20 protein-coding genes are annotated in these 23,541 nt (G+C 50.1%); 13 read left to right on the forward strand and 7 right to left on the reverse strand.

The window, feature by feature from the left end; all coding sequences use genetic code 11:
• Positions 1–74: 74 nt before the first annotated feature.
• The gene (gene xylR / locus FEM44_RS09035; RefSeq protein WP_130210034.1) at positions 75–1,253 is read left to right on the forward strand and encodes a D-xylose utilization transcriptional activator XylR; all 1,179 of its coding nucleotides are present in this window, start codon (positions 75–77) and stop codon (positions 1,251–1,253) included.
• Between the two features lie 128 nt (positions 1,254–1,381).
• Here xylR and FEM44_RS09040 read toward each other — a convergent pair whose 3' ends face one another.
• The gene (locus FEM44_RS09040) at positions 1,382–2,206 is read right to left on the reverse strand and encodes a protein bax (RefSeq protein ID WP_032337158.1); all 825 of its coding nucleotides are present in this window, start codon (positions 2,204–2,206) and stop codon (positions 1,382–1,384) included.
• Between the two features lie 320 nt (positions 2,207–2,526).
• On the opposite strand from FEM44_RS09040, the gene malS reads away from it, so the two are divergent.
• Both malS and avtA read left to right on the forward strand, forming a co-directional pair.
• A complete protein-coding gene (malS, locus tag FEM44_RS09045; protein WP_135522573.1) occupies positions 2,527–4,557 on the forward strand; it encodes an alpha-amylase in 2,031 nt (676 codons plus the stop codon).
• A gap of 174 nt (positions 4,558–4,731) precedes the next feature.
• Positions 4,732–5,985, forward strand: a complete 1,254-nt coding sequence (avtA, locus tag FEM44_RS09050) for a valine--pyruvate transaminase (RefSeq protein WP_135522572.1) — start codon at positions 4,732–4,734, stop codon at positions 5,983–5,985.
• A 171-nt stretch (positions 5,986–6,156) separates the two neighbouring features.
• Here the strand turns inward: avtA and FEM44_RS09055 are convergent, their stop codons facing one another.
• Together FEM44_RS09055 and yiaJ are read right to left on the reverse strand one after the other, a co-directional pair.
• The gene (locus FEM44_RS09055; protein WP_135522571.1) at positions 6,157–6,630 is read right to left on the reverse strand and encodes a 4Fe-4S binding protein; all 474 of its coding nucleotides are present in this window, start codon (positions 6,628–6,630) and stop codon (positions 6,157–6,159) included.
• A 101-nt stretch (positions 6,631–6,731) separates the two neighbouring features.
• Entirely contained in the window at positions 6,732–7,565 is an 834-nt protein-coding gene (gene yiaJ / locus FEM44_RS09060) for an IclR family transcriptional regulator YiaJ (protein ID WP_135522570.1), read from the reverse strand.
• 216 nt (positions 7,566–7,781) lie between these two features.
• Between yiaJ and yiaK the strand changes: the two genes are divergently transcribed.
• The 10 genes from yiaK to araD all read left to right on the forward strand — a co-directional run bounded on the left by yiaK (position 7,782) and on the right by araD (position 16,762).
• On the forward strand, positions 7,782–8,780 hold the full coding sequence (gene yiaK, locus FEM44_RS09065) for a 3-dehydro-L-gulonate 2-dehydrogenase (RefSeq protein WP_135522569.1): 999 nt from the start codon (positions 7,782–7,784) through the stop codon (positions 8,778–8,780).
• Between the two features lie 11 nt (positions 8,781–8,791).
• On the forward strand, positions 8,792–9,256 hold the full coding sequence (locus tag FEM44_RS09070) for a YhcH/YjgK/YiaL family protein (RefSeq protein ID WP_135522568.1): 465 nt from the start codon (positions 8,792–8,794) through the stop codon (positions 9,254–9,256).
• 23 nt (positions 9,257–9,279) lie between these two features.
• Entirely contained in the window at positions 9,280–10,200 is a 921-nt protein-coding gene (locus FEM44_RS09075; RefSeq protein WP_135522567.1) for a DUF4862 family protein, read from the forward strand.
• A 114-nt stretch (positions 10,201–10,314) separates the two neighbouring features.
• On the forward strand, positions 10,315–10,782 hold the full coding sequence (gene yiaM, locus FEM44_RS09080) for a 2,3-diketo-L-gulonate TRAP transporter small permease YiaM (RefSeq protein ID WP_135522566.1): 468 nt from the start codon (positions 10,315–10,317) through the stop codon (positions 10,780–10,782).
• A 2-nt stretch (positions 10,783–10,784) separates the two neighbouring features.
• Positions 10,785–12,062 carry a 2,3-diketo-L-gulonate TRAP transporter large permease YiaN gene (yiaN, locus tag FEM44_RS09085; protein ID WP_135522565.1) on the forward strand — a complete coding sequence of 426 codons (1,278 nt, stop codon included), beginning with the start codon at positions 10,785–10,787 and terminating at the stop codon, positions 12,060–12,062.
• Between the two features lie 12 nt (positions 12,063–12,074).
• Positions 12,075–13,061, forward strand: a complete 987-nt coding sequence (gene yiaO / locus FEM44_RS09090; protein ID WP_135522564.1) for a 2,3-diketo-L-gulonate TRAP transporter substrate-binding protein YiaO — start codon at positions 12,075–12,077, stop codon at positions 13,059–13,061.
• 3 nt (positions 13,062–13,064) lie between these two features.
• A complete protein-coding gene (gene lyxK, locus FEM44_RS09095) occupies positions 13,065–14,561 on the forward strand; it encodes an L-xylulokinase (protein WP_135522563.1) in 1,497 nt (498 codons plus the stop codon).
• Complete coding sequence (ulaD, locus tag FEM44_RS09100) at positions 14,558–15,220, forward strand: 3-keto-L-gulonate-6-phosphate decarboxylase UlaD (RefSeq protein ID WP_135522562.1); 663 nt, start codon at positions 14,558–14,560, stop codon at positions 15,218–15,220. The genes lyxK and ulaD overlap by 4 nt, the downstream gene beginning before the upstream one ends.
• Positions 15,213–16,073 (forward strand): L-ribulose-5-phosphate 3-epimerase, encoded by an 861-nt coding sequence (locus tag FEM44_RS09105; RefSeq protein ID WP_135522561.1) that lies wholly within the window; start codon positions 15,213–15,215, stop codon positions 16,071–16,073. Before ulaD ends, FEM44_RS09105 begins: the two co-directional genes overlap by 8 nt.
• Positions 16,067–16,762 (forward strand): L-ribulose-5-phosphate 4-epimerase, encoded by a 696-nt coding sequence (gene araD / locus FEM44_RS09110; RefSeq protein WP_135522560.1) that lies wholly within the window; start codon positions 16,067–16,069, stop codon positions 16,760–16,762. Before FEM44_RS09105 ends, araD begins: the two co-directional genes overlap by 7 nt.
• Before the next feature lie 164 nt (positions 16,763–16,926).
• Here the strand turns inward: araD and FEM44_RS09115 are convergent, their stop codons facing one another.
• The 4 genes from FEM44_RS09115 to fdhD all read right to left on the reverse strand — a co-directional run bounded on the left by FEM44_RS09115 (position 16,927) and on the right by fdhD (position 23,469).
• Entirely contained in the window at positions 16,927–17,967 is a 1,041-nt protein-coding gene (locus tag FEM44_RS09115) for a YiiG family protein (protein WP_135522559.1), read from the reverse strand.
• Positions 17,968–18,178: 211 nt separating this feature from the next.
• Positions 18,179–20,485, reverse strand: a complete 2,307-nt coding sequence (locus tag FEM44_RS09120) for a tetratricopeptide repeat protein (RefSeq protein ID WP_135522558.1) — start codon at positions 20,483–20,485, stop codon at positions 18,179–18,181.
• A 1-nt stretch (position 20,486) separates the two neighbouring features.
• Positions 20,487–22,322 (reverse strand): ATP-binding protein, encoded by a 1,836-nt coding sequence (locus tag FEM44_RS09125; RefSeq protein WP_135522557.1) that lies wholly within the window; start codon positions 22,320–22,322, stop codon positions 20,487–20,489.
• A gap of 310 nt (positions 22,323–22,632) precedes the next feature.
• A complete protein-coding gene (gene fdhD / locus FEM44_RS09130; protein ID WP_135522556.1) occupies positions 22,633–23,469 on the reverse strand; it encodes a formate dehydrogenase accessory sulfurtransferase FdhD in 837 nt (278 codons plus the stop codon).
• Positions 23,470–23,541: the final 72 nt, after the last annotated feature.

Genomic DNA, 23,541 nt, shown 5'->3' on the forward strand with positions numbered 1-23,541 from the left:
TGATAAAAATTTTCTCAAAACCGGTAACGTGTTGCCGGTTTTGAGTTTTTGCATGATTCAGCAGGAAAAGAACCATGTTTACTAAACGTCACCGAATCACATTACTGTTCAATGCTAATAAAGCCTATGACCGTCAAGTTGTAGAAGGTGTGGGGGAATATTTACAGGCGTCACAATCGGAATGGGATATTTTCATTGAAGAAGATTTCCGCGCCCGCATTGATAAAATCAAGGACTGGTTAGGAGATGGCGTTATTGCCGACTTTGACGATAAACAAATCGAGCAAGCGTTGGCTGATGTCGACGTCCCCATTGTCGGGGTTGGCGGCTCGTATCACCTGGCAGAAAGCTATCCGCCCGTACATTACATTGCCACTGATAACTATGCGCTGGTTGAAAGCGCATTTTTGCATTTAAAAGAAAAAGGCGTTAACCGCTTTGCTTTTTATGGTCTGCCGGAGTCGAGTGGCAAAAGATGGGCAGCCGAACGCGAATATGCTTTTCGCCAGCTTGTTGCCGAAGAAAAGTACCGTGGTGTCGTTTATCAGGGACTGGAAACTGCACCAGAAAACTGGCAGCACGCGCAAAACCGGTTGGCCGACTGGTTGCAAACGCTGCCACCGCAAACCGGGATTATTGCCGTTACTGACGCCCGGGCGCGGCATATTCTGCAAGTTTGCGAGCATCTGCATATTCCCGTACCGGAAAAATTATGCGTAATTGGCATCGATAACGAAGAGCTGACCCGCTATCTTTCTCGCGTCGCGCTTTCTTCGGTTGCCCAGGGCGCACGGCAAATGGGCTATCAGGCGGCAAAACTTCTGCACCGGTTGTTAGATAAAGAAGCGATGCCGTTGCAGCGGATTTTGGTCCCGCCAGTACGCGTCATTGAACGGCGTTCTACGGATTACCGTTCGTTGACCGACCCGGCTGTTATTCAGGCCATGCATTACATCCGCAATCATGCCTGTAAAGGGATTAAAGTGGATCAGGTGCTGGACGCTGTCGGCATATCACGCTCCAATCTTGAGAAGCGTTTTAAAGAAGAGGTGGGCGAAACCATACACGCAATGATTCATGCCGAGAAGCTGGAGAAAGCGCGCAGCCTGCTAATTTCAACAACCTTATCAATCAACGAAATATCGCAAATGTGCGGTTATCCATCGTTGCAATATTTCTACTCTGTATTTAAAAAAGCATATGACACAACGCCGAAAGAGTATCGCGATGTAAACAGCGAGGTCCTGCTGTAGCAGGAGGGGAAAAGCCGCCAGGCATGATAAGACGCGCCAGCGTCGCATCAGGTAACTCAGCACAACTCTCTGATGCGAGCAAAAGCCTTATCCGACCAACAAGTCGGATAAGGCTCGAGGGAATGCAATTACATATGCGCAGCGATTAACCGCTGGTTATCCTGGTACATCGCGAACAGGTAGTTGTTATAACTCTGTCCCTTCGTTGAATAACCTTTCAGCTTGTGAATCATCGCTGTGGCGGTGACTTCCTGATCAGCTTTACGCAATTGTGCACGTGATTTACGGAACGAAGCGTAAGCCGGGTGCGTATTCAGGTTAGTGACATAGGCGCTCACCGATTCTTTGACAGAACTGAACTGTGAGTAGCCCTTCACTTTACCCGGCGCATTGGTACAACGCCCTTTCATGCACTTCATGCCAAACAGGTTGTTGTTGTTACGCGCCAGCTTCGACGTCCCCCAACCACTTTCTGCCGCAGCCATCGTCGCCACCATACTGGTCGGGATAATGTCTACACGTTCAAGCAGCGTATTCCACGGGATTTTTCGTGTATTACCAGACCACTTCACCTTATAGCGTTTGGCGATGTCTTTCAGACGCGCACGCTCTGCAGGTGACCATTGGCCCTGGTACTGTTTTGAAATCAGCCAGTTACGTTCCGCCGTAATGGCAGCATTTTGGCTGGTAATGTAAGGCATTACGGTCCGGAGAAACGCTTTTTTCCTTGGTGTTCCGGAAGGGTATTTTCGCAAATCAGGAAGTGAACTGCTCTTTGCACTATTGCGAGAATACTCTTGTTTACTGCTTACCTGTTTATTACTAGCTTTGGTTATGTGGGACTTTTGACTCGCTGTTGTCGTGTGCGTTTTCGCTAACACCTCACTCGAAAACATCAGAGTGAGTAACATAAGAATCATCGCCCCATATCGTCGTATGGGAGTCAAAATCATCAGTTCTCCTGGTCGGATTTAATCATTCCAACACCTTATATTTTTCACAAATTTGAGAGTTGAATCTCAAATCATATCAAAAATAGCTGTCAAGAGCACCCCAAGGAATAGTCCAAATCTGAAACTATGTCACGTGTTAACCGTTCAGATTGGCGCTAAATCGCAGAAAATGTGGGGTTTATCGCAAAAAATAAGCTTAAATCTCAGGTGAAATACTCCCCCTTTCGTCTCATCCTGGCGCAATCCTCATCAGGGAGGAGTTTTACCAGTATTATCACTGGCAAACTGGTGAAATTCGCAGCAACAAGGACTCATCCGTTATGAAACTTGCCGCCTGTTTTCTGATACTCCTGCCCAGTGTTGCCATTGCCGCCGACTGGACATCTCAGGGATTTCCCACCTTTGCTGAACAAAGTGCAGGAACATTTGTTAGTCATGCCCAGCTGACCAAAGGTACGCGACCGCTGACGCTAAATTTTAACCAACAATGCTGGCAGCCTGCGGATGCGATAAAACTCAATCAGATGCTTTCTCTCAAACCTTGCGACAGCACGCCACCTCAGTGGCGATTGTTCAGGAACGGTGAATATACGCTGCAAATAGATACCCGCTCCGGCACACCAACGTTGATGATTTCGGTCCAGAACACCGCCGAACCGGTAGCGAACCTGGCTCGTGAATGCCCCAAATGGGATGGAAAACCACTGACGCTTGATGTCAGTGCCACCTTCCCGGAAGGTACGGTAGTCCGGGATTATTACAGCCAACAAATCGCGACGGTGAAAAACGGTCAAATAACATTACAACCTGCCGCCACCAGTAACGGCTTACTACTACTGGAACGGGCAGAAACAGACACCTCTGCCCCTTTCGACTGGCATAACGCCACGGTTTACTTTGTGCTAACAGACCGTTTCGAAAACGGCGATCCCAGCAATGATCAGAGCTACGGACGTCATAAAGACGGCATGGAGGAAATTGGCACTTTCCACGGCGGTGATTTACGCGGCCTGACCAACAAACTGGATTATCTCCAGCTGCTGGGCGTCAATGCTTTATGGATAAGCGCCCCATTTGAGCAAATTCACGGCTGGGTCGGCGGCGGTACGAAAGGCGATTTCCCGCATTATGCCTACCACGGTTATTACACACAGGACTGGACGAATCTTGATGCAAATATGGGTAACGAAGCCGATCTACGGACGCTGGTTGATAGCGCGCACCAGCGCGGTATCCGCATTATTTTTGATGTGGTGATGAACCACACCGGCTATGCCACGCTGGCGGATATGCAGGAGTATCAGTTTGGCGCGTTATACCTTTCAGGTGACGAAGTGAAAAAAACGCTGGGTGAACGCTGGAGCGACTGGAAACCTACCGCCGGGCAAACCTGGCATAGCTTTAACGATTACATTAATTTCAGCGACAAAACAGGCTGGGATAAATGGTGGGGGAAAAACTGGATCCGTACCGATATCGGCGATTACGACAATCCTGGATTCGACGATCTCACCATGTCGCTAGCCTTTTTGCCGGATATCAAAACCGAATCAACTACCGCTTCTGGTCTGCCGGTGTTCTATAAAAACAAACCGGATACCCACGCCAAAGCCATTGACGGCTATACGCCGCGCGATTACTTAACCCACTGGTTAAGCCAATGGGTCCGCGACTACGGTATTGATGGTTTTCGGGTCGATACCGCCAAACATGTTGAGTTGCCCGCCTGGCAGCAACTGAAAACTCAGGCCAGCGCCGCACTTCGCGAATGGAAAAAAGCTAACCCCGAGAAAGCATTAGATGACAAACCTTTCTGGATGACCGGCGAGGCCTGGGGTCATGGCGTAATGCAAAGCGACTACTATCGCCACGGATTCGACGCGATGATCAATTTCGATTATCAGGAACAGGCGGCGAAAGCGGTCGATTGCCTGGCGCAGATGGATACCACCTGGCAGCAAATGGCCGAGAAATTGCAAGATTTCAATGTGTTGAGCTATCTCTCCTCGCATGATACCCGCTTGTTCCGCGAAGGGGGCGACAAAGCAGCAGAGTTATTGTTACTCGCGCCAGGTGCAGTGCAAATCTTTTATGGTGATGAATCCTTACGTCCGTTCGGCCCCACCGGTTCTGATCCCCTACAAGGCACACGTTCTGATATGAACTGGCAGGATATCAGTGGTAAATCTGCCGCCAGCGTCGCCCACTGGCAGCGCATCAGTCAGTTCCGCGCACGACATCCAGCCATTGGCGCAGGCAAACAAACGGCGCTTTCGCTGAAACAGGGGTACGGATTTGTTCGTGAACACGGCGACGATAAAGTAATGGTCGTCTGGGCGGGGCAACAGTAACTTTCCCGGCTTCCCGTGCGGCAGTACGTCGGGAAGCCTCCCAGCCTAAAATACCAGCCTAATCGAAAACCACAGCATAAAGTGTCAATCCACCGTCAACGGCGTGATTTGCACCCTGGCAAATGTAGCGTTATTGTTACCTTCCTTGCTACAGAGTTCGACAGATATCCCGCTATGACATTCTCCCTTTTTGGTGACAAATTTACCCGCCACTCCGGCATTACGCTGCTGATGGAAGATCTGAACGACGGTTTACGCACCCCCGGCGCGATTATGCTTGGCGGCGGCAATCCGGCGCAGATCCCGGAAATGCAGGACTATTTCCAGACGCTGCTAACCGACATGCTGGAAAGTGGCAAAGCCACTGATGCGCTGTGCAATTACGATGGGCCACAGGGGAAAACGGAGCTGCTGTCTCTGCTTGCCGGTATGTTACGCGAGAAGCTGGGTTGGGATATCGAACCACAGAATATTGCGCTAACAAACGGTAGCCAGAGCGCCTTTTTCTACTTATTTAACCTGTTTGCCGGACGCCGTGCCGATGGCCGGGTCAAAAAAGTACTGTTCCCGCTGGCACCGGAATATATTGGCTACGCGGATGCCGGGCTGGAAGAGGATCTGTTTGTCTCTACGCGTCCGAATATCGAACTACTGCCAGAGGGCCAGTTTAAATATCACGTCGATTTCGAACATCTGCGCATTGGCGAAGAGACGGGGATGATTTGCGTCTCGCGACCGACGAACCCAACAGGTAATGTGATAACCGATGAAGAGTTGCTGAAGCTGGATGCGCTGGCGAATCAGCACGGGATCCCGCTGGTGATTGATAACGCCTATGGCGTCCCGTTCCCGGGCATCATCTTTAGCGAAGCGCGCCCGCTGTGGAATCCGAATATCGTGCTATGCATGAGCCTTTCCAAGCTAGGTCTGCCAGGTTCGCGCTGCGGCATTATCATCGCCAATGAAAAAATCATCACCGCCATCACTAATATGAACGGCATTATCAGTCTCGCGCCTGGCGGCATTGGTCCGGCGATAATGTGTGAAATGATTAAGCGTAACGATCTGCTGCACCTGTCAGAAACGGTCATCAAACCGTTCTATTACCAGCGTGTTCAGGAGACTATCGCCATCATTCGCCGCTATTTACCGGAAGATCGCTGCCTCATTCATAAACCAGAAGGGGCAATATTCCTCTGGTTATGGTTTAAGGATTTGCCGATTACCACTGAGCAACTCTATCAGCGCCTGAAAGCGCGCGGCGTGCTGATGGTGCCAGGCCACAACTTCTTCCCAGGGCTGGATAAACCGTGGCCGCATACGCATCAATGTATGCGCATGAACTACGTACCAGAGCCGGAGAAAATTGAGGCAGGTGTGAAGATTCTGGCGGAAGAGATTGAACGCGCCTGGGCTGAAAGCCATTAATAAGACTGATGGCAAACGCAAAATTGCCTGATGCGCTGCGCTTATCAGGCCTACAGAATTTCTGCAATAGATTGAATTTATAAGATTTTGTAGGCCGGATAAGGCGTTTATGCCGCATCCGGCATAAACAAAACGCATTATTCCGGCGTTGAGAACCGCCGGAATAATGTCTCAAACAGGCTGCTGTAGTAGCCGATTCCGCTGCACTTTCTCAACATCCATACACTGCAACGCCTTTGTCGGGCAGGCTTCAACACAGGCCGGTCCCGTCGCCCGATGCCAGCACAGGTCACACTTAATCGCCCTCGCCTTTTTGCGCGAAGAAACGACCTCCATTGCGCCAAACGGACAAGCCAGCATACAACTTTTACAGCCAATACAACGTGATTGTTCAACGAAGATATGCCCATGTTCGCGGCGAATCGCCTCCACAGGGCAAACATTCGCGCACGGTGCATCTTCACACTGATGACAGGCTACTGCCGTGGTACAGGTATGGTCTTTGATGACGCGAATCCGCGAAACAAATTCGCCAGGCAACAACGAAGCGCAATCCTGATTCTCCTGATGCGACACCGCACAAGCCACTTCACAGGTACGGCAACCGATACATTTCGTCGCATCCGCAATAATAAACCGGTTCATGATCACTCCTTTGCACTAAAACAGCAGAGTGCCAGAGAGCGCCCCTCTACTGCTTTGATCCAACGAAGGAAATGTTAAAGTTTTGTCACCTGTCTAAAGCGTTATGTGATTGCACTCTGGTCGTCTCTGACAGTAAATCCCAATTCATTAGAGATAGCCTGAGCGGTTTCACGCAGTGGTTTCAGAAGATTCTTCTCCCCTACCTGTTTCAACCGTGATGTCGAAAGCGAAATCGACACGGCATACGGCACCCGTCGATGAATATCAAATACCGGAACAGCAATACAGGAGACACCGAGCTCATTTTCTTCTCTGTCCATCGCCACGCCGCTTTCACGAATGTGCGCCAGTTCGTCGAACATCGCAGGCAGTTCGGTAATGGTATTGCGGGTTAGCGGCTGAATTTCATTCTGATGGCTTTCCCAATACGATTTCACGTAGTCCTGGTGACCAAACGCCATATAAACCTTACCCATCGCCGAGCAGTAGAGCGGCATATGCTGACCAATATAGGCGCGGGTTCGTAGCATACCGGTAGTAGGTTCCAGTTTATAAATCAAAATAGCGTGATCATCTTCTCGACTGGAAAAGTTAATGGTTTCACCAGTGGCGATGTTCAGCGTCTCAAGATGCGGCGCGGCAATATGAATGATATTCAGCGACGACAGCGCCTTTTGCCCGACAGCAATAAATTTTGTGGTCAGGCGGTAACTCCCCGCAGCGGGCGCGGTTGTCACATAGCCACAGGACTGTAATCCCTGCAATAAACGATGGACCGTACTTTTATTTAAGCCAGCCAGTTCCGAAAGATGCGCCAGCGGGCAACCGTTTGGATAATTGCTCAAAATCTCAATCAGCATCAACCCGCGAAACAGGCTCTGACTTCCAGCTGGGCGCTCTTTTTCCTGCGCCAACTCGTGCTCTTTTTTTCCCATCGCTTTCTTCCCCTTTTTATCGCGACCTGATGGTAACGCAAAGTGTGTCGCAGTTCACGATCTCGACAGATAATTTATAACTATTTGATTTAGATGATTTTTGAAAATCATGGTGCGGATTGCTTTGTTAAAAAGCGATCGATATATTTGAAATCAAATTTCGTATAGTGGAATTTTAAGCTAAAAAAGCGATCAATAAACACAAGGAAGCCAGGGATGAAAGTGACATTTGAGCAATTAAAAACAGCCTTTAATCGGGTCTTAATTTCACGCGGCGTTGACAGCGAAACGGCTGACGCCTGCGCAGAGATGTTCGCCCGCACCACCGAATCCGGCGTTTATTCTCATGGCGTTAACCGTTTCCCACGCTTCATTCAACAACTGGAAAACGGCGATATCATTCCTGACGCCCAACCCAAACGTATCACCAGTCTCGGTGCGATTGAGCAGTGGGACGCCCAGCGTTCGATCGGTAACCTCACAGCGAAAAAGATGATGGATCGCGCCATTGAACTGGCGGCAAATCATGGGATTGGCCTGGTGGCGTTACGTAATGCCAACCACTGGATGCGCGGTGGCAGCTATGGCTGGCAGGCGGCGGAGAGAGGCTACATTGGCATCTGTTGGACCAACTCCATCGCCGTAATGCCGCCGTGGGGTGCAAAAGAGTGTCGCATCGGCACCAACCCGCTGATCGTCGCCATTCCTTCCACGCCGATCACCATGGTCGATATGTCGATGTCGATGTTTTCCTACGGCATGTTAGAAGTTAACCGCCTGGCAGGTCGTCAGCTCCCGGTAGATGGTGGCTTTGATGATGAGGGCAATTTGACCAAAGAACCTGGCGTTATCGAGAAAAATCGCCGCATTTTGCCGATGGGCTACTGGAAAGGTTCGGGCATGTCGATTGTGCTGGATATGATCGCTACTCTCCTTTCTGATGGCGCATCGGTTGCTGAAGTCACCCAGGATAACAGCGACGAATACGGCATTTCGCAAATCTTTATCGCCATAGAAGTAGACAAACTGATCGAAGGCACCACCCGCGACGCCAAGCTACAACGCATCATGGATTACGTTACCAGTGCCGAGCGTGCTGACGAAAATCAGGCCATTCGCTTACCCGGCCACGAATTTACTACCCTGCTGACCGAAAACCGCCGTAACGGCATCACCGTTGATGACAGCGTGTGGGAAAAAATCCAGGCGTTATAAGGAGATAAGCCATGATTTTTGGACATATCGCGCAGCCTAACCCGTGCCGTTTGCCCGCCGCCATTGAAAAGGCGCTCGATTTTCTGCGCACCACTGATTTCAACGCCCAGGAGCCGGGCGTTGTTGAAATCGACGGCAAGAATATTTATGCACAAATTATCGATTTAACGACGCGCCCAGTGGAGGAAAATCGCCCGGAAGTGCATCGTCGGTATATCGATATTCAGTTTCTGGCGTGGGGTGAAGAGAAAATTGGCATTGCCATTGATACGGGAAATAACAAGATCAGCGAGTCTCTATTAGAGCAGCGCGATATTATTTTTTATCACAATAGTGAACATGAATCATTTATAGAAATGATACCGGGCAGCTACGCTATTTTCTTCCCGCAGGATGTTCATCGACCGGCATGTAATAAAAATGCCACAACGGCAATCCGGAAAATCGTGATTAAAGTGGCCCTCTCTGCTTTATAAAAAATTTATTACTGGAGCACAAAATGAAAGCGAATAATGCCGGTTATATTATCGGTGCGTATCCCTGTGCACCCTCTTTTCACCAAAGAAGTGAAGAGGAAGAGAAGGAATTCTGGCGACAATTATCAGATACCCCTGATATTCGTGGGCTGGAACACCCCTGCCAGGAAAACTTCCATCCTCTTGGCGATGAATGGTTACTCCGACATACGCCAGAAAGCTGGAAATTTGTCGTCACCGCTGTGATGGAAACCATGCGTCGCCGCAGCGAAAACAACGGTTTTGGCCTCGCCTCCAGCGATGAAGAACAACGCAAGGCGTGCGTGGCGTACTATCGACACTTATTCAATAAAATCAATTCATTGAATCCCAATAAAGTCCTCGCACTGGAGATCCAGGCTGCACCGTTAGCAACGAATCCCAATGTTATGCAAGCGACGGACGCTTTTGCCCGCTCGTTGAAAGAAATCGCCAGTTGGGACTGGCCATGCAAACTGGTGCTGGAACACTGCGATGCCATGACTTCTTCTGCACCCCGTAAAGGTTTTCTGCCTTTAGAAAATGTTCTGCAGGTCATTGCCGATTATGACGTCAGCATCTGTATCAACTGGGCACGCTCCGCCATTGAAGGGCGCAATACAGCGTTGCCGCTGACCCATACCCAAATGGCGAAACAGGCTGGAAAACTCGGCGCGTTGATGTTCTCTGGTACGACGCTAAACGGAACATACGGCGAATGGCAGGATTTACACGCGCCGTTTGCACCATTCTGTGCAGAAAGCCTGATGACCACAGATCATGTTCGCGAGTTATTTAATGCAGCAGAACCGTCAACATTGCATTTTGCTGGCATCAAGCTGCTAGAAATAAATGCAACGGCTGATGTACAACATCGAATCGAAATATTACGTAACGGCATTCACACTCTGAATGAATCTCGTTAATCCGTTTCACTTAAATAGCACATTGAATGTCTGATTAGTCGCTTTCCAATAAATATTACGAATACCAACAACATCAATTAATGAAAACATATTACATAACAAGAAGGACTCGTTATGAAACGGATACTCGAAGGCATTCTTGCGGTCATCATCGCAATACTGTCTTGTATTATTTTTATTAATATAATTCTTCGATATGGATTCCACACAAGCATATTATCGATTGATGAATTATCCCGGCTTTTATTTGTCTGGTTAACCTTTATTGGCGCTATCGTTGCTTATATGGACAACAGCCATGTGCAGGTTACTTTTTTAGTCGAAAAACTCTCTCCCGCTAATCGACAACGTGTTTCGCTGCTAACCCATACGCTCATTTTATTGCTGTGTCTGGGGCTGGCCTGGGGTGCAATAGAAAAAACGTCACAGGACTGGAGTAACTTATCGCCCATTCTCGGCGTACCTGTTGGCTTAATGTACGCCGCCGCTATCCCCACCAGCCTGATTATCGCATTGCTGGAATTGCGTCATTTATACCGGCAGTTCACAAATACCCCCAGCCAAAACCAACAAGGAGCCTGACGATGACAATCCTTATATTTATTGTCAGTTTGTTGGGGGCTATCGCGATTGGTGTTCCGATCGCCTGGGCATTATTGCTGTGCGGCATTTCATTGATGTTCTGGATGGATATCTTTGATGTGCAAATTCTGGCACAAACGCTGGTAAATGGCGCTGACAGCTTCTCCCTGTTAGCCATCCCCTTCTTTGTGCTGGCGGGGGAGATCATGAACGCGGGCGGCCTATCGCAACGTATTGTCGACTTGCCAATGAAGCTGGTAGGCCACAGGCCAGGCGGTCTGGGCTACGTTGGTGTACTGGCGGCAATGATCATGGCAAGCCTGTCCGGTTCTGCGGTTGCCGATACCGCAGCCGTCGCGGCGCTGCTGGTGCCGATGATGCGTCAGGCCAATTATCCGGTAAATCGCGCTGCCGGACTTATCGGTTCTGGCGGTATTATTGCGGCCATTATTCCGCCATCTATTCCACTCATTATCTTCGGCGTCTCCAGCGGACTCTCCATCAGTAAACTGTTTATGGCGGGCATCGCGCCGGGCATCATGATGGGCATCACGCTGATGATTACCTGGTGGTGGCAGGCGAAACGACTGAATTTGCCTTGTCAGCCGAAAGCCTCACTGCGGGAGGTCTGGCAATCCTTAGTTTCCGGTATTTGGGCGCTCTTTTTACCGATAATTATTATTGGCGGTTTCCGTTCGGGGTTATTCACCCCCACCGAAGCTGGCGCGGTTGCCGCCTTCTACGCCCTGTTTGTATCCATTGTTGTCTATCGCGAAATGTCGTTCGCCACGCTTTACCATGTACTGGTTAACGCGGCGAAAACCACTTCCGTGGTGATGTTCCTGGTGGCCTCTGCTGCGGTGTCTGCATGGCTTATTACTATCGCCGAATTACCCATGATGGTATCGGAGCTATTACAACCGTTGGTTGATTCACCTCGCTTATTATTCATCGTCATTATGCTCGCCATTATGGTGATCAGTACGGTCATGGACTTAACACCTACCGTATTAATTCTTACACCGGTATTAATGCCATTAGTAAAAGAAGTGGGAATAGATCCGGTCTATTTCGGCATCATGTTTATTATCAACTGTTCCATATCACTGATTACACCTCCGGTGGGTAACGTTCTTAACGTGATATGCGGCGTGGCGAAACTTAAATTTGACGATGCGGTAAAAGGCGTTGCGCCTTACGTCATGGTTTTATTCATGTTGTTAGCATTATTTATTTTTATACCGGAGCTCATTACCGCTCCTATTAAATGGATGAGTTAAAAGGAAATCATAATGAAATTACGTTCTGTAACCTACGCATTATTAATTGCCGGAGTGGCGGCGTTCAGTACATCTTCTCTGGCGGCACAATCATTACGTTTCGGTTATGAAACCTCGCAAACCGATTCACAACATATTGCGGCAAAAAAATTCAACGAATTACTGCAGGAAAAAACCAAAGGCGAACTGAAATTAAAACTGTTCCCGGACAGCACCCTCGGTAACGCACAGGCGATGATCAGCGGCGTGCGCGGCGGCACTATTGATATGGAGATGTCTGGCTCCAATAACTTTACGGGACTCTCGCCCGTCATCAACCTACTTGATGTCCCTTTCCTGTTCCGCGATACCGCTCACGCGCATAAAACGCTCGACGGTAAAGTCGGTGATGACCTGAAAATTTCCCTTGAAGGTAAAGGGCTGAAAGTACTGGCCTACTGGGAAAACGGCTGGCGCGATGTCACCAACTCGCGTGCACCAGTTAAAACTCCCGCCGACCTGCAAGGACTGAAGATCCGTACCAACAATAGCCCGATGAATATCGCGGCATTCAAAATCTTTGGCGTTAACCCAATCCCGATGCCGTTTGCCGAAGTGTATACCGGGCTGGAAACCCGCACTATCGACGCTCAGGAACACCCGATCAACGTCGTCTGGTCAGCAAAATTTTATGAAGTACAGAAGTACCTTTCTCTGACCCATCACGCCTATTCGCCACTTCTGGTGGTGATCAACAAAGCGAAGTTTGATGGCTTAACCCCGGAGTTCCAGCAGGCGCTGATCTCATCTGCGCAGGAAGCAGGTAGCTATCAGCGAAAACTGGTCGCTGAAGATCAGCAAAAAATCATCGACGGTATGAAAGAAGCAGGCGTGGAAGTGATTACCGATCTCGACCGCAAAGCCTTTAGCGATGCATTGGGTAATCAGGTTCGCGACATGTTTGTTAAAGATGTTCCGCAGGGCGCCGATCTGCTGAAAGCCGTGGATGAGGTGCAATAAACCATGACGCAATACTGGCTGGGGTTAGATTGTGGCGGTAGCTGGCTGAAAGCCGGGCTGTACGACCGCGAAGGCCGGGAGGCAGGCGTGCAGCGCCTGCCGCTGTGCGCATTAAGCCCGCAGCCAGGCTGGGCAGAGCGCGATATGGCAGAACTGTGGCAATGCTGCATGGCTGTCATTCGCGCCCTGCTTACTCATTCTGGTGTTAGCGGGGAGCAAATTGCCGGAATTGGCATCTCCGCACAAGGGAAGGGCTTATTTTTACTCGATAAAGATGACAAACCGCTCGGTAACGCCATTTTGTCCTCCGACCGTCGGGCGATGGAAATCGTTCGTTGCTGGCAGGAAGATGGCATCCCGGAAAAACTCTACCCGCTGACCCGACAAACCTTGTGGACCGGGCATCCGGTGTCGCTGTTGCGCTGGCTGAAAGTGCACGAACCGCAACGCTATGCGCAAATTGGCTGCGTGATGATGACGCACGACTATCTGCGCTGGTGTTTAACCGGCGTCAAAGGCTGCGAAGAGAGCAATATTTCCGAGTCTAATCTCTACAACATGAGCTGCGGTCAATACGACCCGAGTCTCACCGACTGGCTGGGGATCAGTGAAATCAATCACGCCCTGCCACCTGTGGTTGGCTCTGCCAAAATCTGCGGGGAAATTACCGCTCAGACAGCCGCACAAACCGGTCTGAAAGCGGGTACGCCCGTTGTCGGCGGCCTGTTTGATGTGGTTTCCACCGCACTCTGCGCTGGGATCGAAGACGAATCTACCCTCAATGCGGTGATGGGAACCTGGGCAGTGACCAGCGGCATAACCAGCGGTTTACGTGACGGTGAAGCGCATCCGTATGTCTATGGCCGTTACGTTAATGATGGTCAATTTATCGTTCACGAAGCCAGTCCTACCTCTTCCGGCAATCTCGAATGGTTTACCGCGCAGTGGGGAGAAATCTCGTTTACAGAGATCAACCAGGCCGTTGCCAGCTTGCCGAAAGCCAGTGGCGATCTCTTTTTCCTGCCGTTCCTGTACGGCAGCAACGCCGGACTCGAGATGACCAGCGGTTTCTACGGGATGCAGGCCATTCACACCCGCGCGCACCTGTTGCAGGCCATTTATGAAGGCGTGGTGTTCAGCCACATGACCCACCTCAACCGGATGCGCGAACGTTTTACTGATGTGCACACCCTGCGCGTCACTGGTGGCCCGGCGCATTCCGATATCTGGATGCAAATGCTGGCGGACGTTAGCGGCTTACGAATCGAATTGCCGCAGGTGGAAGAAACGGGATGCTTTGGCGCGGCGCTCGCTGCCCGTGTCGGCACGGGCGTATATCACAACTTCAGCGAAGCCCAGCGCAACTTGCAACATCCGGTACGCACCCTGCTGCCGGATATGACCGCTCATCAGCATTACCAGCAAAAATATCAACGCTATCAGCAACTCATTGCCGCACTTCAGGGTTATCACACCCGTATTAAGGAACACACATTATGAGCAGACCACTTCTGCAACTGGCCCTCGACCATTCGTCACTGCAGGCTGCGCAGCGCGACGTTGCGCTGTTAAAAGACAGCGTCGATATCGTTGAAGCGGGCACTATTCTCTGTTTAAACGAAGGGCTTGGCGCGGTGAAAGCCTTGCGTGAACAGTGCCCGGACAAAATCATCGTCGCTGACTGGAAGGTCGCCGACGCTGGTGAAACACTCGCTCAACAAGCATTTACCGCAGGTGCTAACTGGATGACCATCATCTGCGCCGCGCCGCTCGCCACGGTGGAAAAAGGCCACGCGATGGCGCAACGCTGCGGCGGTGAAATCCAGATAGAGCTGTTCGGCAACTGGACGCTGGACGACGCCCGCGACTGGCATCGTATTGGCGTGCGGCAGGCGATTTATCATCGTGGTCGCGACGCACAGGCCAGCGGGCAACAGTGGGGCGAGGCCGATCTGGCACGCATGAAAGCGCTTTCCGATATCGGCCTTGAGCTTTCGATTACCGGCGGGATTACCCCTGCTGACCTGCCGCTGTTTAAAGATATCCGCGTGAAAGCGTTTATAGCCGGGCGGGCGCTGGCAGGCGCAGCAAATCCAGCGCAGGTAGCTGGCGATTTCCATGCACAAATCGACGCAATCTGGGGAGGTGCTCGTGCGTAATCATCCGTTAGGGATTTATGAAAAGGCGCTGGCGAAAGATCTCTCCTGGCCGGAGCGGCTGGTGCTGGCAAAAAGCTGCGGTTTTGATTTTGTCGAAATGTCGGTGGATGAAACCGACGAACGGCTCTCACGTCTTGACTGGAGCACCGCACAAAGGGCTTCGCTGGTTACCGCGATGATCGAAACGGGCGTTGCCATTCCGTCAATGTGCCTGTCTGCCCATCGTCGTTTTCCCTTTGGCAGCCGGGACGAGGCGGTGCGCGAACGGGCGCGGGAAATCATGAGTAAAGCGATTCGCCTGGCGCGCGATCTCGGTATTCGCACCATTCAACTGGCTGGTTACGACGTCTATTACGAAGACCATGACGAAGGCACGCAGCAACGCTTTGCTGAAGGGCTGGCGTGGGCGGTTGAACAGGCCGCCGCTGCGCAGGTAATGCTGGCGGTAGAGATTATGGACACCGCGTTTATGAACTCCATCAGCAAATGGAAAAAATGGGACGAGATGCTCGCCTCGCCATGGTTCACCGTCTACCCGGACGTCGGCAACCTCAGCGCCTGGGGCAATGATGTTCCCGCTGAACTAAAACTGGGCATTGACCGTATTGCGGCTATTCACCTGAAAGACACTCAACCCGTAACCGACCAGAGTCCTGGCCAGTTTCGTGACGTACCGTTTGGCGAAGGTTGCGTTGATTTCGTTGGCATCTTTAAAACGCTGCATGAACTGAATTATCGCGGATCATTTCTGATTGAGATGTGGACAGAAAAAGCCAATGAGCCGGTACTGGAAATTATTCAGGCGCGGCGCTGGATTGAAGCACGTATGCAGGAGGCCGGTTTTATATGTTAGAGCAACTGAAAGCCGAGGTTCTGACGGCGAATCTGGCGCTTCCCGCTCACCATCTGGTGACATTCACCTGGGGCAATGTCAGCGCGGTAGACGAAACGCGGCAATGGATGGTGATCAAGCCTTCCGGCGTCGAGTATGAAGTGATGACCGCCGACGATATGGTGGTGGTTGAGATAGCCAGCGGCAAGGTGGTGGAAGGCAGCAAAAAGCCCTCGTCCGACACGCCAACGCATCTGGCGCTTTATCGCCGCTATGCAGAAATTGGCGGCATTGTGCATACCCACTCGCGCCATGCCACTATCTGGTCGCAGGCCGGGATTGATCTCCCTGCCTGGGGTACGACTCACGCTGACTATTTTTACGGTGCGATCCCCTGCACGCGCCAGATGACCGCAGAGGAGATCAACGGCGAGTATGAATACCAGACTGGCGAAGTGATCATTAAAACCTTCGAAGAGCGCGGCAGGAGTCCGGCACAAATCCCGGCGGTACTGGTGCATTCTCACGGCCCGTTCACCTGGGGTAAAAACGCCGCCGATGCGGTGCATAATGCCGTGGTGCTGGAAGAGTGCGCGTATATGGGGCTATTCTCGCGTCAGCTCGCGCCGCAGCTTCCTGCCATGCAAAACGAACTGCTGGATAAGCACTATCTGCGTAAGCACGGGGCGAATGCCTATTACGGACAGTAATCTCTCACGCCGGGGCTTCATCGCCCCGGTACTATGAATTGATATGCTTCCGTATCCGCACAACACTGCCACTTCGGTTAGCAGCTCGTCTGTTGCGATGGCTCGGTCAGGCTGATGTCCATAGCCGTATCCGACATTACATTGATCAGCAAAATCAAAAACGTTTAACGCAGGCGATTATAATCATCGACCATTTCGTTGTACTCGCGTAAAGCTCGCGGAAATGAGTCGTCGACCATCCAGCTTGTATTTGCATCCTGAAGTTGCTCTTTATCCCAGTCAGAGTACGGAACTTTATCTCTGACGCGGCGAACATATTTTTTAGCCTCAAGTTGATACTGGTCTGCCGAATTAATGAACGAGAAATTCATGCCGCCTTTATCCGCTTCTTTGGCCTGCGCCACCAGCGTTTCCAGTTCAGAGGTTTTCTTCATTGCCGCTTCTGCGTCAAACTTCTCTTGCGATATCAGGTTATTAATTTGTTTCGCTGAAATCATGACTGCCAGAGAGTAGTAGTGGAATGTTTTCCCTTCACTTTCTTCAATATTTTTCAGTTCCACAAGCTGACGCTTATCATTAATCTCCTGAATAGCCGCATGATAAGATTCTGCTACAGGTTCAAAGGCTTCAAGATTTTTTAAGAATGCCTGATGCAATGTTTTCCCTTTCGCAAACGCATCGTCTTTATAATTTTCCTGGGTGTAATATCTATCCATTTCGTTAATGGTATTACCCAATGCCACGGCAGCATCGATATAACTCACCGCCACGCCATCAATAGGTTGCAGCGCAGGTGTTAACGCCACAGCACTTTTTACGCCTTTTTCACACTCAGAGAGACTGGATTCACTAATGCTGTAGATGCCATAAACAGTACGCTCTTCACCGGTAGGCCCCTGTTTAAAATCTTTCAGCCAGTCGGCATAACGCGCCAGACTGCTCTGTACAGGGATCTGTAACTTGTTGTAGCACTTAATATAGACATCCATTTTTTCGTCGAAAACCGCTTGTTCATCTACCACCGGTTGCGCAGGCGTTTCAGGCTTAGCTTCTGCTTTTGCAACGGGGGCTTCAGGAGCTGGTGCGGCAGGTTGACTATTGGCGGGCGGGGGAGTTTCTGTTTCGGCTTTTTTATCATCACATCCGGTGATACCGAGGGCCATTATGCCGATAATAATAGCTGAAGATAATAAATTCCTTTTCATTTAATTGCCTTATAAATAGATAAATAAGAGAGTGAATATAATAAAGGAAAAAAGAAAGCGTCACTACACGTGTTTTGTTTATAAATAAATAGATACAATTCACTGAATGAATAAGTCCTGTAATTTCATATATAAATTACAGGACTTAATTCAATTAACAGTTTAACCGCTGCGGGAGAGAAGTTTCTGCCCCCCGTTATTTAAATCTGCATTACATCCCATAACGTTCAGAAATAGCAGCATGTTTCTCTTCATTTGCTCCGGCTTCTTTGGCAAGACGCCACCAGCACAACGGATGTTCCCAGTCAGAGGTCAATTCGTGCAAGGTCTTATCGATATCACCTTTAGAAACTGAACGCGGCGCACTGATAACAAAATAGAACGCGGGCAGCGGATCAGCGCCTTCTCCCTGATGACTATCGGTTAACGTATAGTCGTCATTACTGTTGCTCCAGTAGTACCAGTTTCGTTCACGGAGCGCCTCACGGAAGGCATTAAACTGTTCTTCACCAGGCATGACACCTTCGCAGAACCAGGACTCGCCGTACTCGGTCGGGATAATGGTTTTCAGACACCCATAAAGTGGCGTGAAATTCTTCTGCTCTTCTTCGTCTTCAGGTCGGGTATTCAACATTTCTGCATCGAAAACCACAATTTCATCAACATGTTGCGGGAAATCGGTCCGGTAAGTCGGCTCTATAATCCTTGCTGTTACTGGCCCAATCCGCTGAGCATAGTAATAGCGGTATTCGAAGTTTTCCCGGAAACGGATGTTCAGTAGTCCCCATTTTTCGTCGATAAAACCTTCGCCTTCTGTGAGTTCGATTTCCAGTTCTGCGGCGATAGTTCGCACCAAATCCCACTGTTGTAAGATGCTGGCGGTCGCCATGATATCCCACTGGAGATTACGAATATCTTCTTCGCGACGGAGCAAAAGTTGCTGAAATTGCTGTAAATAATCCAGTTGTCGATCCCAGGCTTCCTGTTTTTGTGCTGCCCAAGAGCACATGCGATAAACGCCGATCCACTCACGCCCTTTTTCATGTTGTAGCAATTGCTGGCCAATCGCTTCCAGTTCGACCCAATTTTCTTGCTGGTTAAGCACACGTGCACGGAACCACAATGCCATATGCATCAGGCCCGCCTGTTCATACTGCTTCGCCAGTTGTTCGATCGCTTGCTGATCGCCACGGTGTAGCAGGAGATCCAGCAGATCAAAGCAGAGATTGTTATCTTCCTGGATGTGGCTTTCAACGTAGCGTTGCAGGAGTTCGATCGACTCATCAAGCGCATTGCAAGCCTTTAACGCATTGACCAGTTTACCCAACAATTCCGTATCATCTGGCGTGTTCAGATAAGCGCGACGGAATATCTCTACGTCTTTTTCTGGATCTGGCTGCGTTTCTTCATCACTATCTTCAGGTGCTTCAACAACCGGACGAGCAAGCAGTTCCGCCTCTTTAGCAGCGATTTTTTCACTAAGTTCAAGAAACTCGCGATCAACGCCCAGTAACGCGCGTAATTTCGGTATGTGCTGCTGAGCCAGTTTCATCGCCATTTTGGCAACCCAGACGGATTCACGCTCCAGTGCAAGGGTGATTTGCAGTTTCGCCAGATCAACCACTTTGCGGTGCGCCCCGGCCTGTGAACGGTGCTCCAGCATTTTTTGGATGATTCGCGCCAGTTGCCAGTGGTTTCTCTGTGAATTACGAGGAAGTAATTCAGTAATAATCTTCAGCCATGGTCCCCATGAATAGGGAGTCAGATCTGACCAACGCGGCAATTCCTCCCAGACTTCTTCGTCCTGCCCGCATAACGCCATGATGTACATTTTTTTGAGTTGATAATTGATGCGGTCGCGTCCCCAATAATCATTCTCTTTTGCCAGTTCATCAATCACTTCACGCGCTTCATCGTAACGCTGAAGGGCAACCAAAATATCAGCGCGTGTTGCCAGCAGCGCTTCTAAATATTCACTCCCCGATGCTTTCACCGCCTCGATTTGCCTGTCGATATAAACCAACGCCTCCTCTGTTCTGTTGGAATCCATCAGCGCACTGGCATATTCGCAGGATAAACACATAAAGCAGCTCCAGGTCGGATCAATGCGCGCGATGGTTTCTTCACATACCGCCATGCGTTCATTGGCCCAGCCTGGGGCATCTATATTCTCGTAGCAGGCGGATAAATCCTGCGTAACGCAGATAGATTGCGGGCAATCTTTAGCCTCTTCCCGATGCGCTTTTTCAAACAGCGCCACCACGTCAGGCAGCACTTTTTCGCCTTCTTCGTAGTTGGTCAGACGATGGCGCATCTCCCAGTGTCCGATAAATATTTCCAGCCACGGATTTTTTGCCACCTGATTCAGTGCTTTCATTTCCGGTAATAACGAATCGCACTTTTCCATTTGCAGATGTAAAACACCTTCAGAAAAATCATCAATTATCTGCGGAATATACTCCTGCCCGGCATCACGCAACTCCTGGCTATATTTGTTGTACCACTCCCATGTATCCATTTTATTTTCCTTGATTAATTAAGACAGGAATAACCTGAGTAAAATCTTCCAGTGCCTGGTGTAAATCCCACTGCTGTTCTTTATTACCGCTGGAGCACAAAATCACTTTCAGCGATTTTAATAACCGTAATGCTGCCGTTGGCTGCTGATGCTGTTGTAAGGCCGTCACCAGTTGCATGACACAGGGGTTATTAAGATTGATATACAGACTTGAGGTTTTCGTTTTTTGGATTTGCGAGGTAAATTGCCGCGCCAGCATTAACGCTGCGGTACTGATGCGTTTATCTGCGTCATCCTGTTCGAGAATTTGTTTTAATTCTGCTTCGCGGTCTGGCGTGACCACGAGCGGTAAAACGGCGGGTTCGAAGCGGGAGATAATTAATTGCTCGCCATCGCAAAGATGCTCTTCCAGATAAGCCACCTGCTCTTCGGGTAATTCTGCCAGGCTGAACAACTGCTCATTGCCCGTTTGCGTACCGACTTCGATAATCCGGCAGTGATACAACAGCGCCCAACGGCGTAAAAATGGCACCACCGCATAGCGATCGCCACGGGCTACAGGCCGTTGCAGAATATGGAACAACATCTCTTCAAAACCGCCGTCGCGGCTTAACAGAATATGAATGCTGTTATTAACGCGTAAATCCTTCGCCAGCAGCGCGCCTTTTGACGTTGGCACCTGCAAGCGATCTTTGAGCAAATCAAACAGACGATCATCACACAAGGCCGCACCCAGCAACGCTTCGTTGTGGCGCATTAATACACGCCGCCAGATTTCTGGCTGATTTTGTGCGAGATCGGACAAGCCAGAAATCAGCGCCTCTTTTAATGCCTCTTGTACCGCAACCCAGGTTTCATCCCGCTGGAGATCTTCCCTGCTCGCCGTCGGCGTCAGTTTCGATGACTCAATCACGCCGCCAATAAATCCGGCCCAGGGCGGTAACAACTCACGCGCTTCATCATCCAGTAACATACCGCGCAAAAACAACGACAGGTTGCGGTTATCGCTGGTGCCGTAGGTCGCGCCATCCTGAATCCATAAAATCCCCACCGCGTCGCTCATTCCCGCTGGCACCACCGGAATGGTGCAAATCGGTTCGAAGGAGGATTCAAACTGTGCGGCAAAGGCGAGATTTTTACGCTGTACCAGCGCGCGGTGTATGGTTACGCCATCTGGCGTTTCTTCACGCCACGGCGGCTGGAGTTTGTTCACCGGCTCGCTGGCATCCCCCACATAGACCGGTTCGTGCAGCAATATGCAGTAGCGGGAAAGAACGCGGTTCAGCAAATTGTTACTCGCCAGATGGCTGTACTCTTCTTTGAGCGTCAGAATCACCTGCGTTCCCGTTTCCGAGGACTGATGCGGCGTAACGGTATATTTTTGCCCGTCGGTAGAGTGGTATTTCCAGCTCTGATCCGGCGTTTGCCAGGATGTGGTCAACACCGTGACCTCTTTTGCCAGTACAAAGGCCGACAAAAAACCGAGGCCGAACATACCAATTAAACCGGTGTTGTCATCCTGCTGGCGCAACATTCGGGTATAACCCACGCCCACTGTAGCCAGGAAGCCGTGAATTTCGCTTTCTGTCAGTCCCGCACCGGTATCGGTAATAGTGATAGTGGACTTCACCACGTCAGCCACCACACGAATTTGGTTATCCTTTGGCGCATCGGGCTGCTCAATCCTGCGGCGCACGATCGCATCGTGTCCGTTTTGCACCAGCTCGCGCACGGCAACCACGGGAGTGGAGTAAAGATGCTTGCTGAGCACCTCAATTAAGCCGTTTAAATTAACTTCTGTAGAATATGAACTGCCAGGTAACTGTAATGTACTCATTTTTCAATACTCATAATCCATCACCCACTATTGAAAATACATTGCTGTTTTTACAACCGGTGCAAGGTTTGTTATTTTCATTCACGCATCGGAAACATTTATTTATTGACGCGATGATTAAAACAAAATGTCTTATATAAATAATGATTAATCCTTAAAGGATTAATGCAACTGGAGTATATCGATATAAACCGGAGTTAACGAGATAATTTCTTGTGGTGAAATTATTATTTAAATGCTGAATAATATATTGAGTATTATTTAATAGAAAAATAGAACCGCAATCCAGAATCAGAATTGCGGTATTTCTTTAATTATGAATCAAACGCTGCGGATGGGTATAAACCGTTGCCCGACCCGGCTTACAAAAACCCACCAGCGTCAAATTACAGCGTTCAGCCACTTCTACAGCAAGTGTGGTCGCGGCAGACACCGCAAACAAAATCTCTACGCCGCACATCGCCGACTTTTGCACCATTTCATAACTGGCACGGCTGGAAACCAGCACCGCACCTTGCTGCCAGCTTTCCCCTTCTTGTGACCGGCGGCCTAACAGTTTGTCCAGCGCCACATGGCGACCCACGTCTTCATGCCCACCAGCCAGTTCGCCAGACGGCAGCATCCAGGCGGCGGCATGGGTACAACCGGTCAATTGCCCCACTGGCTGGAAGTCGATGAGATGGCGTAACGCGTCATCAAGATTATTGAGATCAAACGTCTGGGTGAACGGCAGCGGCTGCACCGGTTTTCCGATGTCATTAAGTTGCTCCACGCCGCATACGCCACAGCCCGTGCGCCCCGCCAGCGCCCGGCGACGCTCCTTCAACCCCATAAAGCGGCGGCTGGAAAGCTCAATTTGTACTTCAAGACCATTACAGGAAGGAACGACATCCATGCCGAAGATATCGCGCGGGCTTTCTATAATCCCCTCGGAAAGCGAAAATCCGAGCGCAAAGTACTCAAGGTCTTTGGGCGACGCCATCATCACTACATGCGAAATACCGTTGTAGACCAGCGCAACGGGAACTTCTTCCGCCACCTCATCTAACCGTGGGTGTTGTAAATCGTCACGACGCCATAACTCAATTTGGCTAACGCCTGTGACATTTATCACATTTTTGACTTCTTTTTGCCGTGTTTTTTTCACTTTATATTAACCAGATAAGAACACACACACCAACATTATGGTATTCTGTTACAAACCCTTCCTGGATGGAGG

Source organism: Escherichia sp. E4742, from assembly GCF_005843885.1.
Taxonomy (GTDB): Bacteria; Pseudomonadota; Gammaproteobacteria; order Enterobacterales; family Enterobacteriaceae; genus Escherichia.

Coding starts and splice junctions, on each gene's coding strand:
- FEM44_RS09115 (WP_135522559.1), bottom strand. CDS start 17,967: ATGAAAAGGAATTTATTATCTTCAGCTATTATTATCGGCATAATGGCC.
- FEM44_RS09040 (WP_032337158.1), bottom strand. CDS start 2,206: ATGATTTTGACTCCCATACGACGATATGGGGCGATGATTCTTATGTTA.
- FEM44_RS09070 (WP_135522568.1), top strand. CDS start 8,792: ATGATTTTTGGACATATCGCGCAGCCTAACCCGTGCCGTTTGCCCGCC.
- ulaD (WP_135522562.1), top strand. CDS start 14,558: ATGAGCAGACCACTTCTGCAACTGGCCCTCGACCATTCGTCACTGCAG.
- FEM44_RS09055 (WP_135522571.1), bottom strand. CDS start 6,630: ATGAACCGGTTTATTATTGCGGATGCGACGAAATGTATCGGTTGCCGT.
- yiaK (WP_135522569.1), top strand. CDS start 7,782: ATGAAAGTGACATTTGAGCAATTAAAAACAGCCTTTAATCGGGTCTTA.
- FEM44_RS09075 (WP_135522567.1), top strand. CDS start 9,280: ATGAAAGCGAATAATGCCGGTTATATTATCGGTGCGTATCCCTGTGCA.
- FEM44_RS09125 (WP_135522557.1), bottom strand. CDS start 22,322: ATGAGTACATTACAGTTACCTGGCAGTTCATATTCTACAGAAGTTAAT.
- malS (WP_135522573.1), top strand. CDS start 2,527: ATGAAACTTGCCGCCTGTTTTCTGATACTCCTGCCCAGTGTTGCCATT.
- FEM44_RS09120 (WP_135522558.1), bottom strand. CDS start 20,485: ATGGATACATGGGAGTGGTACAACAAATATAGCCAGGAGTTGCGTGAT.
- yiaO (WP_135522564.1), top strand. CDS start 12,075: ATGAAATTACGTTCTGTAACCTACGCATTATTAATTGCCGGAGTGGCG.
- yiaN (WP_135522565.1), top strand. CDS start 10,785: ATGACAATCCTTATATTTATTGTCAGTTTGTTGGGGGCTATCGCGATT.
- araD (WP_135522560.1), top strand. CDS start 16,067: ATGTTAGAGCAACTGAAAGCCGAGGTTCTGACGGCGAATCTGGCGCTT.
- lyxK (WP_135522563.1), top strand. CDS start 13,065: ATGACGCAATACTGGCTGGGGTTAGATTGTGGCGGTAGCTGGCTGAAA.
- yiaJ (WP_135522570.1), bottom strand. CDS start 7,565: ATGGGAAAAAAAGAGCACGAGTTGGCGCAGGAAAAAGAGCGCCCAGCT.
- xylR (WP_130210034.1), top strand. CDS start 75: ATGTTTACTAAACGTCACCGAATCACATTACTGTTCAATGCTAATAAA.
- yiaM (WP_135522566.1), top strand. CDS start 10,315: ATGAAACGGATACTCGAAGGCATTCTTGCGGTCATCATCGCAATACTG.
- avtA (WP_135522572.1), top strand. CDS start 4,732: ATGACATTCTCCCTTTTTGGTGACAAATTTACCCGCCACTCCGGCATT.